Here is a 14,210-nt window from a genome sequence, read left to right as displayed (position 1 = left end):
AATCCATTCGCGCGCACTTTCGGGCGAGATGATCACGGCGATCCTCACCGCCGGCCTATCGCAGGTCCGGTTTCGCCAGTCGCCCCTCGTCCAATGGTGGGCTTGGTCGATCTTTCCAACAACGGACAATGCTCGTACCGTGTGCTTGCGGTGCCAACCTGTTCTCGCGGTCAACTTATCAAGGATCCGTCACTTCTCAATTCGTCCAGGGTAGTGTCGCTCCACCGCAGTCAACGCCTCGCGCCCATGCTGATCCCGCTCGCCATCCGCGGCAACCGACCCGATTCGTTGATGCCGCTCCAGTGAGCGAGCAGGTCGCTTTGGGAAGCCCACCAATTTTGGCACGGCTCGCGGTCCTTATTTGCCGATAATGGAAGCAACGTAGGTAGATCGACCGCGTGGGCCCCCGTGCGCCGACGCAAACAGCGTTGATGACGGGGCCCAAAGGGATTTCATTCATGTCTGAGCTGCAGCGAAAGGTTCGCTTGCACGGTCGATGATTGCGGAGAGGACAAGGTCAACATGACAGGCCTGAGTGCAAGGACCGAGACCTGAGTTAGTCGCAAAGCAGACAAAGCCAACACAAACACGGTGTGAACTGTCGACTATTGCCTTGGCACGAAGAATGCAGACCCTCGAGGTGCCTAGGGTCCCTCCCTCAGGCATGGCTACCATCGCAAGTTGAGGACGTAGCTGGCTAGTGAGGTTAGTTAGTGGCGCGTGACATAAGCCAGGGGCGGGTCTGCTCGGCCGATACCGACGGCCGTCTTGTCACGTCGCCGCTAACTTTCAATGCTGCGGAATAGCGTGTTTGTGATCCGCGTAGGATTGGTGCCTCACAGAGAGAACAGATGGATCGGGGCGGCAGGTGGAAAATAGCAAGAAAACGCGTGCCGTGTTTCTGTCTCGGCCTCTTGTTGGCCTGTGTGGCTGACTTGCCCCTCACAAGCAACGACAATCCTCGCATCCATAAATTCAAATCGATCTGGCGAGCGCAGAACGGACAGACCGTCGAACGAATTATCTAGAAGGTCTCGACAGTAGCGCACTTGGTCCCCCAAACATGGGCATTGCTGGAGGAGGATGTTTGACACCTCGCCCGCTCGAAAAGCAGGTGATCGAAGTCGGAAGGTCTTGGAGAGAACGGGTCGATGCCCGCCTTACTCCCAGCGCTCTCAGGGATTGGAGCTCCTCGCAGATCGCAGTGGGAGCAAACCCAGGTTGATAATTGTTGTGCGACGATCGAACGATTCGGCAATGTGCGGGCAAGGGAGCGAGGTGGCGAATGAGGGCAGGCATGCTACGACACACCGCTTTCGCAGCCAGCCGAGCGACTGCGTAGAAGAGCTTCGCTAAACGTAGCAAATCGCCGTACAAGGAGCTGATCGGAATCATGATACCAGCGCAAGCATGGCGGAGTTTGCAACTTGATTGGGATTCAAACTACGGAGTGATCCAGCAATGAGTCCAGACCACAGTGAGGCACCACGAAAATCCGGCAAGGGCAACCCGAACGCGGATCGACAGAGCGACGAAACTGCACAGCACAGGCAGAAATTTGGTCAACAAGAGGCCCCGCCGCCAGATCAATTGCAGCACACGCCGAAGGAGATCAGCGCGCAGTTCACGTCGACTGACACTTCCTCAAGCGCAGGATCATATCAGTGGAAAAAGTGCCGGTCAGCTATCAAGAAATCGCAAAAATCTATGCTGACTATGCCAAAAAATCCTTCGAACATGCCAAGTCTTATTTCGAGAAGTTGGCGGGCGCGCGATCGTTTTATGAAGCTCTTGAGATTCAAACCGATTTCCTGAAGAAGACTCATGCAACTCTTATTGCTGATTCACAGAAGCTCCATAGGCTCCGCAGGCCGGTTCCGACGATCTTGGCTGGCTCGCGCTAGAAGTCGTACCTTGCGGCATCTTCGAGCACCGGGAGTTTCCGCCAAGCTCGGCGCGCCTCTCCTCCGGAGGAAAGCGTTGGAGAGGTGTCATTTGCTTGGCGGCCGCAAGCAGTCTCCGGTCATCGAGAAACCGATGCAAACCCGTTTTGACCTGGACGTGATCGTGCGGCAATTGCGCGAACTAGCGAATGAGGTCTCTGCTCAATTCTATTCGCCATTCGCTACGTGCTCCAGATAAAGTCGCGGTTTGGTCCTAAAGTCGAGGATTACCTCAAAGTCAGAGGCGGACCGGCATCCAATGCTGCAGATATCCAGGGTCCTCTTTGGAATTCGCTAAAGTTGCTGAACCTCAGCTTCGCTAGGGCGACGTTGTCGGCGGGCTATGCACCTATGCAAGCCAGTAGTTGTTGGGACTTGGATTGCCGTGTCAAGCTGTCGAACGCAGCGCGCCGAACAGCAGGTAGTGCGCGGCGACCTATAGTACCTAGGCTGCGTAATTTTGAAGGGCCTAGTATCCATCGGCATCATAGTAGTCGCAAGACTTATGCAAGAGATGAAGGCAGCGCCGATTTCGCGTCCCCGGAGCGCAGGAAGATGGATGGTTGGTTGGTGACAGCTGCCGTAGTATTCAAGGAATACGGCGACGACGAAGAATTCAGACGCGTAGTATACGCGGTTGCCGTTGCCGTTGCCGACCCGGCGGAAGCGGAGAGGCAGACGATAGCCGACTGCGTCGCAAGGGCCGGACGCTTAACTGCCCGCTTCAAAAGAGTAGTTGCAAAAGCTCGGCTTAGAGCCCGGCGAACTGATCGCGATACACGATGACGAACATCCAATCCCCGCGTCCTCTCGGCATCATTAGCCGCGTCTGCTTCCGTTCAAACGGCTTCGGGTTGACGGCGTGTATGAGGTGCGACGGCGTGCGGGCGGTCGTCAGCAGCTGCCCGCACGTGTTTCCGTCGCGCCGGCCTCACTGTGCTCTGTCGATACCGCGCCGTTTGGCTCTGCTTCTCCACGGTGCCGTGGCATGCGAGTTGTTGAGAAGCTTATCGGCTTGGCTGCTTATCTTCACGCAACGCGGACGCAAGCTTAGCGTAGCAAACTCCGCGCGGGCGGTCTTCAGATGCCCGCGCGTTTCTTCATAGTCGCAGGCCGCGCGGCCGGCCACAGGGTTGTGCTGTGGAGATTGTTCCGTGACCCGTGATGAGGCTTTAAAAACGCGATACAGGCGCTGAAGGAATGGTCCGAAGGGAAGGCCGATACGAGCGTCGTACTTGCCGCGATTGCGGAGCTTGTGGCGACTAAGCCGCCTCCAAGGGCGCCGTCAAAACCGGAACTCTCTTCAAAAGGATTGTGCAGCAATGGACAGGCGTAATTATATAGCGGCTTTCGAGGCAGCTATTCGCTCTGCCAACCGTCAGAAGCTGGCCGCACTTTGGGAGATCATGCGCCGGCGAGGAGGCCCCTACGAGTTCGCGAAGACGAGCACAGAGCTTGTACGCAAACATCCACTAGCAAGTGATGGCTCACCAACGCTTGTCCTTTCGCGGTACGCGTTGTGTGTAAGAAAAGAAGTTCCACATGCTCTCAATCTCAACAGTGCAGCACAATGAGCGCGCTCGCTGTCATTCTGGATTAGTCACCTCGATTGGCACGAGCGCGTCTCCGCGAATGAAGCTCAGGATCTTTGGCGCTGCTGAAACCGCAAGCACCAGTTTGTCTCCTTCGTCGCTTCAGATGGGAGGTATCCCTCAGCCGCAAAGATTACAAGACTATTCGTTACGAGCCTGCTCGTGTGACCAATGACGCTGGAGCAGGTCGACCTTATCAGAACATCATTTGACGCGATGTGGCCGGTCCGACGCGACCTCGCTGACCTGTGTTACAAGAGGTTCGTCGAACTAGCTCCTGATGCTAGACAAATGTTCGGCGGCGATACTGAGAAGCAGCGGATGAAGGTGCTGGATATGATCGCGGCGCTGGTCGCCTCGCTCGACGAAAGACCGATTTTCCAATCGCTGATCGCGATTTCCGGTCACAAGCACGCCAGACTTGGCGTTCAGCCACCGCACTTTGTCGCAATGGGCGAGGCGTTGATGTGGAGCTTTGAGCGCAAATTCGGCGCGTATTTCACCCCTGAGCTGAGAGAGTCCTGGCAAGCACTTTATGCCACCGCCCAGAACGAGATGCTGCGCGCGACTGGCCGGCATTCTTCGTTTTGGCAATAGCGGGCGAGAAGCCTAGTTCGTAATGTCGGACGCCCATAGGACGTAGGTCACGGCACAACGCTCAGCACCACGCTGGTCTGTGGAGTGGGAAGCTCAACACCATTCGGATAAGCCCTTCCTCGATCCGTCGTTGAATTTGGCATGTGAGTGGGTTCGCGGTGACAGATCGGCGAGACGGCGAGTGAACGATGTCGGCCGGGCTGGCCGACGCCCCGAGGGCAGAATCCGCTCCCGCTCGGAGAGCCTGGCATCGCTGAAGGTGTTTCTGAGCTATCCAATCATGCGCATCCTCTCGTCTGCCACGGAAAGGCGCGTGGGTGCCACCGGTGCTCGTGCAATTGAGCCGACATTCCGCGATCCGCTGAATTGGAAAGTCTCCAACGTTGCATCGACGAGTGCTAAGCGATGGGATCGTTAAGTGTTGAGATCCGCAGCTACTTGCCGATCGAATATTCGATCTCGACTTACGACTCATTTACCCCCGGTTAGGGGTCGGCGTGGCCGGTTGTTCGCGCAATTCCACGAATATTAGCGAGCGTTCCGGTGCCGCCCGTGATGTACGAGACAGTCGTGCTGCTAAGCTTTCCCGGCTCCGCGCTATGAGCGAGCACAGTACCGCGGGTGAAGAACTTGTCGCCATTCTCGAACACGTAGACATTGTATATGCTGGCGGGACCATTATTGTCGACGTAGTCGGAAACGCCGCGCGTCCACGTTTCCTTGATCTTCAAACCATTGACGACGGCACGGTTAGTCGGAAAAGTGCGATAAATTTCAAATGATCGCACCTGATGGCCCGCGACCTCGCCGACGTCGAGAAACTGCTGTTGTGTGTATTTGGCATTTTCCGCGCCCGCTTTGTAGGATACGCGCTGCGTCTGCTGGGCGAACGCATCGCCCATTGAACCTCCTCCGAATTGATGGATACCTGTAGTAGGCTCGAAGAGCCAGGAGGTGTCGGATGGAAGGACGTCAACGTCGGTCGTTTCCGGACGACTACAAGCGGCAAGCGGTTGATCTTGTAGCGTCGAGCGGGCGCTCGATCGTATCTGTTGCCAAGGAGCTTGGCCTGCGCGATTCCGTGCTGCGGCGGTGGGTGGAGCAGCGCGGGGCCCGGCTGGAGCCGACGGCGGCGACGGGGCTGCCCACAACGCAGGCGACGCTGCCGTCGGCGGACCACGCGGCCGAGATCGCGCGTTTGCAGCGAGAGAACGAGCGGCTGCGCATGGAGCGCGACATTTTAAAAAACCGTCTAGCGCAGCGGCGCGCCTGTGCGGCTTAGAAACAGCCTTGTGTATCCTCTGCGGCTGGGAGGGTAGCGGCCGTCTGATTATTGGAGGCTCAATCCCCGTTAAAAGACATGGTCCATGGGTGCATGCGGACTTGAGAGTGGTGACGCTGCTTCGACGGCGATCCCGATTAGGAAGATGACGATTGGCATAGCCCAGACCCTCCTACTCATCATTGATTGGAGGATTGCCATGCCCAAGAGGACGACCGGAGCCCGACCGGAACTAAAGCTGATCAACGTCGGGGCCATCGACATCGGATCAAGGATGCACATGGCCGCGGTGGACCCAGCTTGCACCGACGCACCGGTGCCCTCTTTTGGCACATTCACCCAAGACCTGCATGAGCTGGCGGACTGGTTCAGAGCCTGCGGCGTGACGAGTGTCGCGATGGAATCCACTGGGGTCTATTGGATCCCGCTTTACGAGATCCTGGAGCAGCGCGGGTTTGAGGTGATCTTGGTCAATGCGCGGTACGCCAAGAACGTGCCCGGGCGCAAGACCGATGTCAGCGATGCCGCGTGGTTGCGCCAGCTTCATTCCTATGGCCTGTTACGCGGCAGCTTCCGACCGGATGCCGAGATTGCAACCCTGCGCGCGTATCTGCGTCAACGGGAGCGGCTGGTGGAATATGCCGCCGCCCATATCCAGCATATGCAGAAGGCCCTGATGGAGATGAATCTGCAGCTCCATCATGTGGTCACGGATATCACGGGCGTAACCGGCATGCGGATCATCCGAGCCATTGCCGCAGGCGACCGGAATCCTGACGTCTTGGCAACCTATCGGGACGTGCGGTGCCATTCATCCATCGAGACGATCCGCGCGGCACTGGTAGGCAACAATCGACACGAACATGTCTTTCGCGTTGACCCAATCGCTGGAACTTTACGACGTCTACCAAGCGAAGATACTCGACTGCGATCGCAAGATAGAGGTCCTGATCGCGACACTGAACAGTAAAGGCGCAAAGCCGGCCGGGAAGCTATCCAAGCCACGCATCAAGACCAAACAGGTCAACATGCCCACGTTCGATGTCAGAACCGCACTCTACGGAGTGCTCGGCGTCGATCTGACCGAGATCCATGGGGTGGGTCCATCGCTGGCATTGAAGCTGTCGGTGAGTGTGGCACCGATCTGAGGGCCTGGCCGAGTGTTAAGCACTTCACCTCCTGGCTCTGCCTTGCACCCGGCAACAAAATCTCCGGCGGCAAGGTGCTATCGTCGCGGATACGGAGATCCTCCAGTCGGGCAGCCGCACTGTTGCGGTTGGCAGCAACGACCGTCGGACGTAGCGATACGGCGCTCGGCGCATTCTATCGCCGACTATCCTCACGTGTGGGTAAATCAAAAGCGGTGACAGCGACCGCTCGGAAGATCGCAGTTCTGATTTACAACACTCTTCGGCACGGCATGAGCTACAGGGATCCAGGCGCCGACCACTATGAGCAACAATACCGCAGCCGCGTCCTTGCTAACCTTCGACGCCGTGCCAAGTCGCTAGGCTTTGTATTGCAGGCCATTCCGGGAGACGCCAATCCGGCTGTTTCTTAGGAAGTCGATCGCGATCTTTGCTGGAACACGGACATGAGATTCCGTTTCATCGAAGATCGCCGCGCCGATTATCCGGTGGCGCTCCTGTGCGACTTGCTCGGCGTCTCGCCGGCCGGCTATTATGCGCGGCGCTCGCGCCCGGAGAGCCGACGATCTGCCGCCAATCGTGACCTCGTCGACGACATCAGGCGGGTCCACCGCGACACCCGCGGGCATTATGGCAGCCCGCGTATCCATGTCGAGTTGAAGGCTCAGGGCCGCGGGGCGAGCCGTGGTCGCATCGAGCGGTTGATGCGCCGCCACGGTATCAGGGCCATCATGGCGAGGCCACGACGGGTGCGGACCACCGACAGCTTTCACGACTTCCCGATCGTCCCGAACCTGCTCAAGCGCAACTTCATCGCCACCGCGTCCAACCAGATCTGGCTCGCCGACATCACCCACGTCGAGACCGACCAGGGCTGGCTTTATCTGGCCACGGTCATAGATCTCTACAGCCGCAAAATCGTCGGCTGGGCGATGGCCGATCATTTGCGCGCCGACCTGCCGTTGGCGGCCTTGCGGATGGCGATCTCGGCGCAGCGGCCAGGTGCCGGCCTGATCCACCATTCCGATCGCGGCGTTCAACATGCCTCGGCGGATTACCGCAAGCTGTTGCAGTCCGCCGGCCTCAGGGCGTCGATGAGCCGCAAGGGCGACTGCTATGACAATGCTTCGATGGAGAGCTTCTTTCACACGCTCAAGACCGAGCTCGACCACCACAGGCATTATGCAACACGGGCAGAAGCCTTACGGGATATCTTTGCCTATATCGAGGCCTTCTACAATCGAACTCGTCGTCACTCCGCTATCGGCTTTATCAGCCCGATCGGGATGGAGCTAAAAGCAGCTTAACTCTGTCCATTTTTCTGGGGGAAGATCACATCGGGACGGCAACAGCGAGGCACAGCTCAGCTGCTGTAGTTAAAATGGTGGCGCGTCGTTTCATGGCAACCTCCTGATCTGGCGATCTGGCAACTGAACGCCCCTCTGATGTACTAGCCCTGATTGCCGCACTGCTTCGGAGTAACGATAAGCGCAGAGTCCTCGAGCGCGTGTCCGAGCTTCATGCCGCCATAAGAACCGACAGAGCACGTCGGCACGGCGACCATTTTCAACGCTCGCGTAAGACTCTTCCTAAGTAGAAGGGATCCCGAGCAGCGCAAACTTAGTCCACCTCAAGAATCATTTCGACTTCGACCGCGGCAAGGAAGCGCCGCCACCTAGCGAGGAGCGGGCATGTCGCACAATTTATTTCCCGAACGCATCGACCATCAGGTCGGAATATCCATTGACCAACTTGGCTTGGTCAGCGAAGTCCTCGGCCGAGTTCACCATGCCGACCACCTGACTACGCGCTTCACCCGATCGAGGCTGCCATGATCAGGCCGGCCTGCCGTGCAGCCTCATAGCCTTGTTCGACAGTCAGATCCCGGCCGAGATTACCCTTCGGCTCGCTTGAGACGCTGCCGGCCATGAACAAGAGATTGCCACTTGAGCCGCATTGACGAAGCTGTCGACCGTCGCCGCAGCAGCCGGCAGTGTGATGTTCTTCTCTCTCAAGCGCGCCTCCGCGCTCGACGAATTCGCCTGCCTGCGCACCCTCAAATGCGGAAGCTAAGATCACCAAACAAAAGGCGACATACCCGCAAATTCTGCATTGAGCGCCCCCGCACTTACCTATGAACGTACATCTCTAAAGTGGCACTACGAGCAGTGATACCGCAGTTCGCGTCTGTTTCGAGCGTGCCCAACTCATCGTTCGTGCGCTCCTCGCAACCAAATCATTTGCATCATTGATGAAGCAGACGCTCATACGATCGCGTATCCAGCAACGGTGTTAAGAGCGATCAAAAACGCGACTTCCACTAGGTTTGGTCTACCTCCTCGTAAAGAAATCCCGTCCATTCATTTCATGAAAGTGCCAGTCGGCCCCCACGTGGTACATCGTCCATCGAGTTGGAATCGGGTCACCCGCTATACGGCCATGCCAGATCGTCATTGTTCTGCAGGTCGGAGCTGTAGATGAGGTCCAATTGACGTAGAGGTATATTCTGTTCGCCGTGACGTTTCCCGCTGCAGGGTACGGATATCCCTGGCACGAAAATCCCGCCGCGCTATTCACATACGCTCCCGTGAAGTCTCCTGTTGGTGCGTCTAGCGTCGGTACCGAAAGAACGGAGCCCTCTGATTCACCTGCGTAGAAGGGACTGGCAGCTGCGCGTGCGCCCGTAGCGATACGATGGCAAGGAGCAGCAACGCAAAAACAAGCGTGCCATCATAGTGTTCTCCTCGGCCGCTTCAATAAAGCCAGCGCGGTTATTGATCCGGCTCATGAAGAACTGGTGAGCTGCCCGAGTGGAGTATCTCCCCCAGCGTTCCGCCCAACTCCGACAGAACTGATTGCGTGAGGCTTACAGTCATCCTCACTCGCACGAGCTTGCCACTAACGATCGGTGGTCACCAAGCGTTAAATTTCAACAGAAGTCACCGATGAGATCTGGTAGTCGACATGGCAAGTTCGCGATGTTTCAACCATTGGCACCTTGGTTGCCGGAGCCTTAGCTGCCATTGATTGCTGACGATGCCTGGGCACCATTACTGCGGGTGGATCACGCACGAACGCGACCACGTCCTTTGGACCGCACTCACGAATGAATCTCGCCTTGGTGTCCCGCTCAGCTATATGGGGCTCAATTGCAACCGCGAATCCAAAGTACTATGTCGCTCGATCCAATTACGCGTCTTGGATAATATGGGTTTATCGTTCCAGCTAACATCGTAGTCAAACGTGCAGGAGGACTATTCAGCAGTTCGCTAGCAAATTGTTTTGCGTCAGCCTCGCTCGGAAAAGTTCTGGTTTCTCGAATGGGATATCGATTTGGCCGCTTCGATTGATTAAAGGAAACATACCAAGTGTGTCGTAGCCAAATCCGTTTCGTGCTCATCGGCCGATGATGACTTTATGTCCAAGAACCGACCGACGCATGCGATGTAGCCAGCCAAGTCGGTACAGTGTTTTCACTGACGATCGATAACCAACGTGGTCAAGGCGCCACCACCCGGTCAGTTGCGATTATTAGTAGGGATTGTGTGCGACAATTGTAGGGATTTGAACCCGCAAATTCTTGTAGTTGATCAGCGCAGCGTTCTCTTGGCCGAATCGCTCTCGCAAACCGACTTATGCGGTCGCAAACGCTTGAACCGCGACTGAAAGGCAGGAGAGCCAAACTATGTCTCCATTAGAAGCAATCGCCCGTTGGCTAGAAGCCAAGGACCTGGATACGCAACTGGAGGTCGCCGCATTGCGACATTCCTGCTCTTCGGGGAACGTGCCGATCTCACGCGTGGTACGCCGGACCAACTCGAAACTCTTCAACGCTGGTTCAGCCCCAAAGTTGGATTCGCGGGCCGCCACAGGCCCGTGCTCTGACCTTCCGTGTTATCTTCGAGTACTTTGCGGAGGGTGGAATTGCAAACGACGGATGGAAACAAGCCGAGGAGCTGGTGATCAAGACTCTGAAACAAGCTGAACGCGACGGCAAGTATGCGGCTGAGCGCAAGACGCAAAGGAAGCTACAACTATTGCCGGCCCGAAAGGAGAACTGCTTTCGTGACCGCGGCCGCGATAACGGCAGCGGATCGCGTGCTGGGGGGGCGTCCGCAGGCACCGGGCTGCTCGTCATCCTCGCCGAGATCGCCGGCGGCTCGGCTGAACGAATTGGCCGATACCCGGGCCAAGTTGCTCTCTTCCCCTCGTTCCGGCCATTTCCGTCACGCGCTTCGATGCAGTCCAAATGGACGATCGATCCCGCCATCGTGCCGAGTGTCGTGCTGATGAATCCGCCGTTTTCTGCGATGCCGAGCGTCTCCCGCCGCGTGGCCGACACTGCGTACCGCCACATCGCCTCAGTGCTTGCCCGTCTTGCTGACGGCGGCCCGCTGGTCACGATCCCCGGCGCAAACTTCTCAGCCGAAGCCCCGGCCTGGCGCGGCGCATTCGCCCGATTGCACGAACTCGGCCGCGTGGTGTTCACCGCCGCGATCGCCGGTGCGGTCTACGTCAAGCACGGCACCGCGATCGAGACGCGCCCCACCGTCATCGACAAGGTGCCCGTCGATGACCCGCGGGCGTTCCCAGAGCAGCCGGGAATGGCGCCCGACGTTGTGACTCTGCTCCGCTGGATCGGCGAAACACATTCCACTTCACCTGAGGGTTGCATCAACCGGCGCGCCCATGTCAGCGTCGCCGGCGCCGCACACCGCGCGTAGCTATCTCGCACGGGCGGCCGCGCATTCGGTTAGCCTCGTTCGCCATCGTAGCGGCTGGGATATTCGTGCAATGAATTCGGTTACCCTGTTCGATGGCACCGGAATTGCGGAGGCCTGCTAGCGCATAGGCAGTGCCTGCGGAGCGCAGCAAGATGGGTGGTTGGATAGTGACAGTCGCTCTTTTCAAGAAAGACGACGAAGAATATAGGCACGTAACATACGTGGTAGCCGTCGCTGACCCCTCAGAAGCGGTGAGGAGGACCGTAGCAGACTGCGGCGCAAAGGCCGCCATGCTCAACTGTCCAATCGAAAAGGAGCAGTTGCAAAGGCTCGGCTTGGAGCCGGGTGAGCTGATGGCTATACATGATGACGAGATTGATCCGATCCCCTTACGTCCCCGGCGTCATTAGTAGCGCGTCTGGTTCCGTCCAAACCGCGTCGGGTTAACGACATGTATGTGCGGCCCACACCTTACAGCAGTGCCCACCCGGGCCCGGAGGGCCACGGGGTTCGGGGCACGCGCCGCGTAACGCTTCCTCAATTGCTGACATCGTACACGTTGCGAGCCCAAGGGCCTCGGGAGCCGCGATGCCGCCAGAGGCTATCGAACCGATCTCGTTCAAAGAGGCGAACCGATACTCCGATCTCGCCGCGATCGAGCCCGACGGTAATTGCCTCGCACGCACGGATTCGCTACCGGACAAGTTCTGTCGAATGTCGCGCGTGATGCCATCCCGCTCGGCCCACAGCTAGCGCTGTGGGTGCAGATGCTACGGGAATCGCACGGATTCAGATAGTACTATGTGCTGGATGGCGGTGAAGGCGTCGGTGTCGCTGTGATGATATTCGAGGATCGCGAAAGCGCCGATGCAGCGAACAAAAAGGTCTTGGAGGTCGTTCAAGCGAGTCCGCATGACCTCCATCTTGGAGACCCCGAAATTGTCGCGGGGGACAATGGTGAATATTCAATCTGATCAGTAGCGTGCGCCTTTCCATGGAGCAACACGTCATGGCCGAACGATAAGCTCCGGACTGAGAGCAACACTAGATTAATTCAGCCGCAGCTGGAATCCTCTGCCTGCACGCAAATCCTTGGAAGTGAAGATGGAGAAAAGCTGCGCAAAGGGGCGAAGGTCAGCTCTGAACTGAATGACGAACCGCGGCAAACACGCGGTAGAAATTCTTCGTCTTGGATAAATCGCGGCCCCGTGCTTCACGCAATGCTCGGCACGAGAGCACGGAGCAGGGTGTCAACCGAGTTTGTTGAAATGCGTGGCGCTAGATTGACGAGATGGTGAACTGTGGGTTTGAACCTCGGCATTCCCTGAGCTAGGCAGGATTTTGGGTTCCGTCCGGGATTTCTGGAATATACCCCAGCTGCCGCTCCAGGGCGGCTACCGGCAGGCGGGCGTAATCCCAATCTCGTAGTCGACTTACTCAGCGCGGCCCACGCTTTGCCCGACCGCGAGACCGCGGTCGGACCGATCTCAAGCTGCCCATTCTTGAGAGATGGCGCTGCCGTGTCTTTTATGGCCCACGCCAAATCAAGCGGTGTGTTCGTCAGCGCTCGATCGGCGGAAGCGTCCTCTCGTTCCCGGTTTTCCTCGACGGCGGAGGCAGTCGCGCTTGTCGGCCGTTATCGGCAAGTAGGCGCAGAGCTCTCGATCGATATTGTTACTCAAGGGGCCTATTTGCGGTTATACTCACAGCCGGGCCGTGGTGCTGGTGGAAGGCGCAGCCGTCAGACTTCTATCTCACGGAGCCCACCGCCATGATCATCCTCGGACCACCCCTCATTTTACTCGTCATCGGCTTGTTCTGTTGGCTGGCGTTCATGCTGCCGCCTCTGCGCTCCCGGTCTTCGTTGGCATGACGATCGCCATGTTGAGCTTCCATACCGGTGCCGGCTTGCTCGGAGGCGTCGCAATTGGCCTCTTGGCAAGTGGACTAACCTTGGACGCAAGCAGGCCACCACCATTTACTTGTTGGAGGAAGGTGTCGCGGGCCGCGTCTCCCTTGGCGCCGATGATCTTGTATTCATGACGATCGGATCGCTCACCGAGAACTCGGACAAGGGAGACCATCACACGCCCTCCAAACTCGATGAAGGCCCGGCGCCTGCATGGGATCTGTGGCGCCGCATAGCGGCCAAGGACGCGGCCTTCGGCCGCCCGGACGTCTTCGGAGGTAATATCCCCGCTACCAAATGGGAATCGGCGACTGTCACGACTCTGGACGCGCGCATTCCGGGATATATCCGCAAGATCGCCAAACGCGATCCGTTCAGCGGCAAGGTCGTCACAGGAGGCATCGTTACGGCGAAGGATTCGAGCTGGCTCCTCAGTTGGACCGTAAACCGCCAGCCGCATTTCAAGCACCAGCCCAGCGATCAGATCGTCGTTTGGATCTACTCACTTTTTGTCGACGAACCCGGAGACTACGTCAACAAACCGATGCAAGATTGCACAGGCGAGGAAATCACCCAGGAATGGCTGTATCACCTCGGCGCGCCGGTTGAGGACATACCAGAACTCGCCGCAACGGCCGCCAGGACAGTGCCGGTGATGATGCCGTATGTCACCTCTTTCTTCATGCCGCGGCAGGCGGGGGACCGGCCAAACGTTGTGCCCACAGGGGCTGCTAACTTTGCTTTTATCGGCCAATTTGCCGAGTCGGCGGAGCGCGATTGCATCTTCACGACCGAATATTCGGTCCGCACGGCGATGGAGGCCGTCTACACGCTCCTGAACGTTGAACGTGGTGTGCCGGAGGTCTTCAATTCGACCTATGACATACGCAAGCTACTTATGGCAATCGGCAGGCTGCGCGACGGCAAGGAAGTCCCAATCCTCAACCCGGCGGTTTTGGGTGAGCTAATGCTGAACCATTTCGACACCACGAAAGCCGGCACAGCGGCTCGATAA

5 protein-coding genes and 3 pseudogenes are annotated in these 14,210 nt (G+C 57.8%); 7 read left to right on the top strand and 1 reads right to left on the bottom strand.

Annotation, left to right across the window (positions count from 1 at the left end):
- Positions 1 to 1,664: 1,664 nt before the first annotated feature.
- Together ACVISU_RS18180 and ACVISU_RS18175 are read left to right on the top strand one after the other, a co-directional pair.
- Positions 1,665 to 1,904: a phasin family protein gene (locus ACVISU_RS18180; RefSeq protein ID WP_456707835.1), complete on the top strand. Its 240-nt coding sequence runs from the start codon at positions 1,665 to 1,667 to the stop codon at positions 1,902 to 1,904.
- A gap of 1,802 nt (positions 1,905 to 3,706) precedes the next feature.
- The gene (locus ACVISU_RS18175) at positions 3,707 to 4,132 is read left to right on the top strand and encodes a globin domain-containing protein (protein ID WP_456707834.1); all 426 of its coding nucleotides are present in this window, start codon (positions 3,707 to 3,709) and stop codon (positions 4,130 to 4,132) included.
- 485 nt (positions 4,133 to 4,617) lie between these two features.
- Here ACVISU_RS18175 and ACVISU_RS18170 read toward each other — a convergent pair whose 3' ends face one another.
- A complete protein-coding gene (locus ACVISU_RS18170; protein WP_456707833.1) occupies positions 4,618 to 5,034 on the bottom strand; it encodes a hypothetical protein in 417 nt (138 codons plus the stop codon).
- A 59-nt stretch (positions 5,035 to 5,093) separates the two neighbouring features.
- Between ACVISU_RS18170 and ACVISU_RS18165 the strand changes: the two genes are divergently transcribed.
- The 5 genes and pseudogenes from ACVISU_RS18165 (at position 5,094) to ACVISU_RS18145 (ending at position 14,210) form a co-directional block, all read left to right on the top strand.
- The gene (locus ACVISU_RS18165; RefSeq protein WP_456707832.1) at positions 5,094 to 5,414 is read left to right on the top strand and encodes a transposase; all 321 of its coding nucleotides are present in this window, start codon (positions 5,094 to 5,096) and stop codon (positions 5,412 to 5,414) included.
- A gap of 199 nt (positions 5,415 to 5,613) precedes the next feature.
- Positions 5,614 to 6,975 (top strand): annotated as a pseudogene (locus ACVISU_RS18160) (IS110 family RNA-guided transposase).
- 9 nt (positions 6,976 to 6,984) lie between these two features.
- A pseudogene (locus ACVISU_RS18155) lies at positions 6,985 to 7,869 on the top strand (IS3 family transposase); the annotation flags it as partial.
- 2,752 nt (positions 7,870 to 10,621) lie between these two features.
- Positions 10,622 to 11,308, top strand: a pseudogene (locus tag ACVISU_RS18150) (methylase); the annotation flags it as partial.
- Between the two features lie 1,960 nt (positions 11,309 to 13,268).
- Entirely contained in the window at positions 13,269 to 14,210 is a 942-nt protein-coding gene (locus ACVISU_RS18145) for an oleate hydratase (RefSeq protein WP_456707831.1), read from the top strand.

Source organism: Bradyrhizobium sp. USDA 4452 (assembly GCF_054063575.1).
The sequence above is the reverse complement of the archived record's forward strand: the minus strand, read 5'-3'. Positions and strand labels throughout refer to the sequence as shown.

Excerpts from the sequence above, each read along its gene's own strand:
- ACVISU_RS18175 (WP_456707834.1), top strand. The coding sequence starts at position 3,707 with ATGACGCTGGAGCAGGTCGACCTTATCAGAACATCATTTGACGCGATG.
- ACVISU_RS18170 (WP_456707833.1), bottom strand. The coding sequence starts at position 5,034 with ATGGGCGATGCGTTCGCCCAGCAGACGCAGCGCGTATCCTACAAAGCG.
- ACVISU_RS18165 (WP_456707832.1), top strand. The coding sequence starts at position 5,094 with ATGGAAGGACGTCAACGTCGGTCGTTTCCGGACGACTACAAGCGGCAA.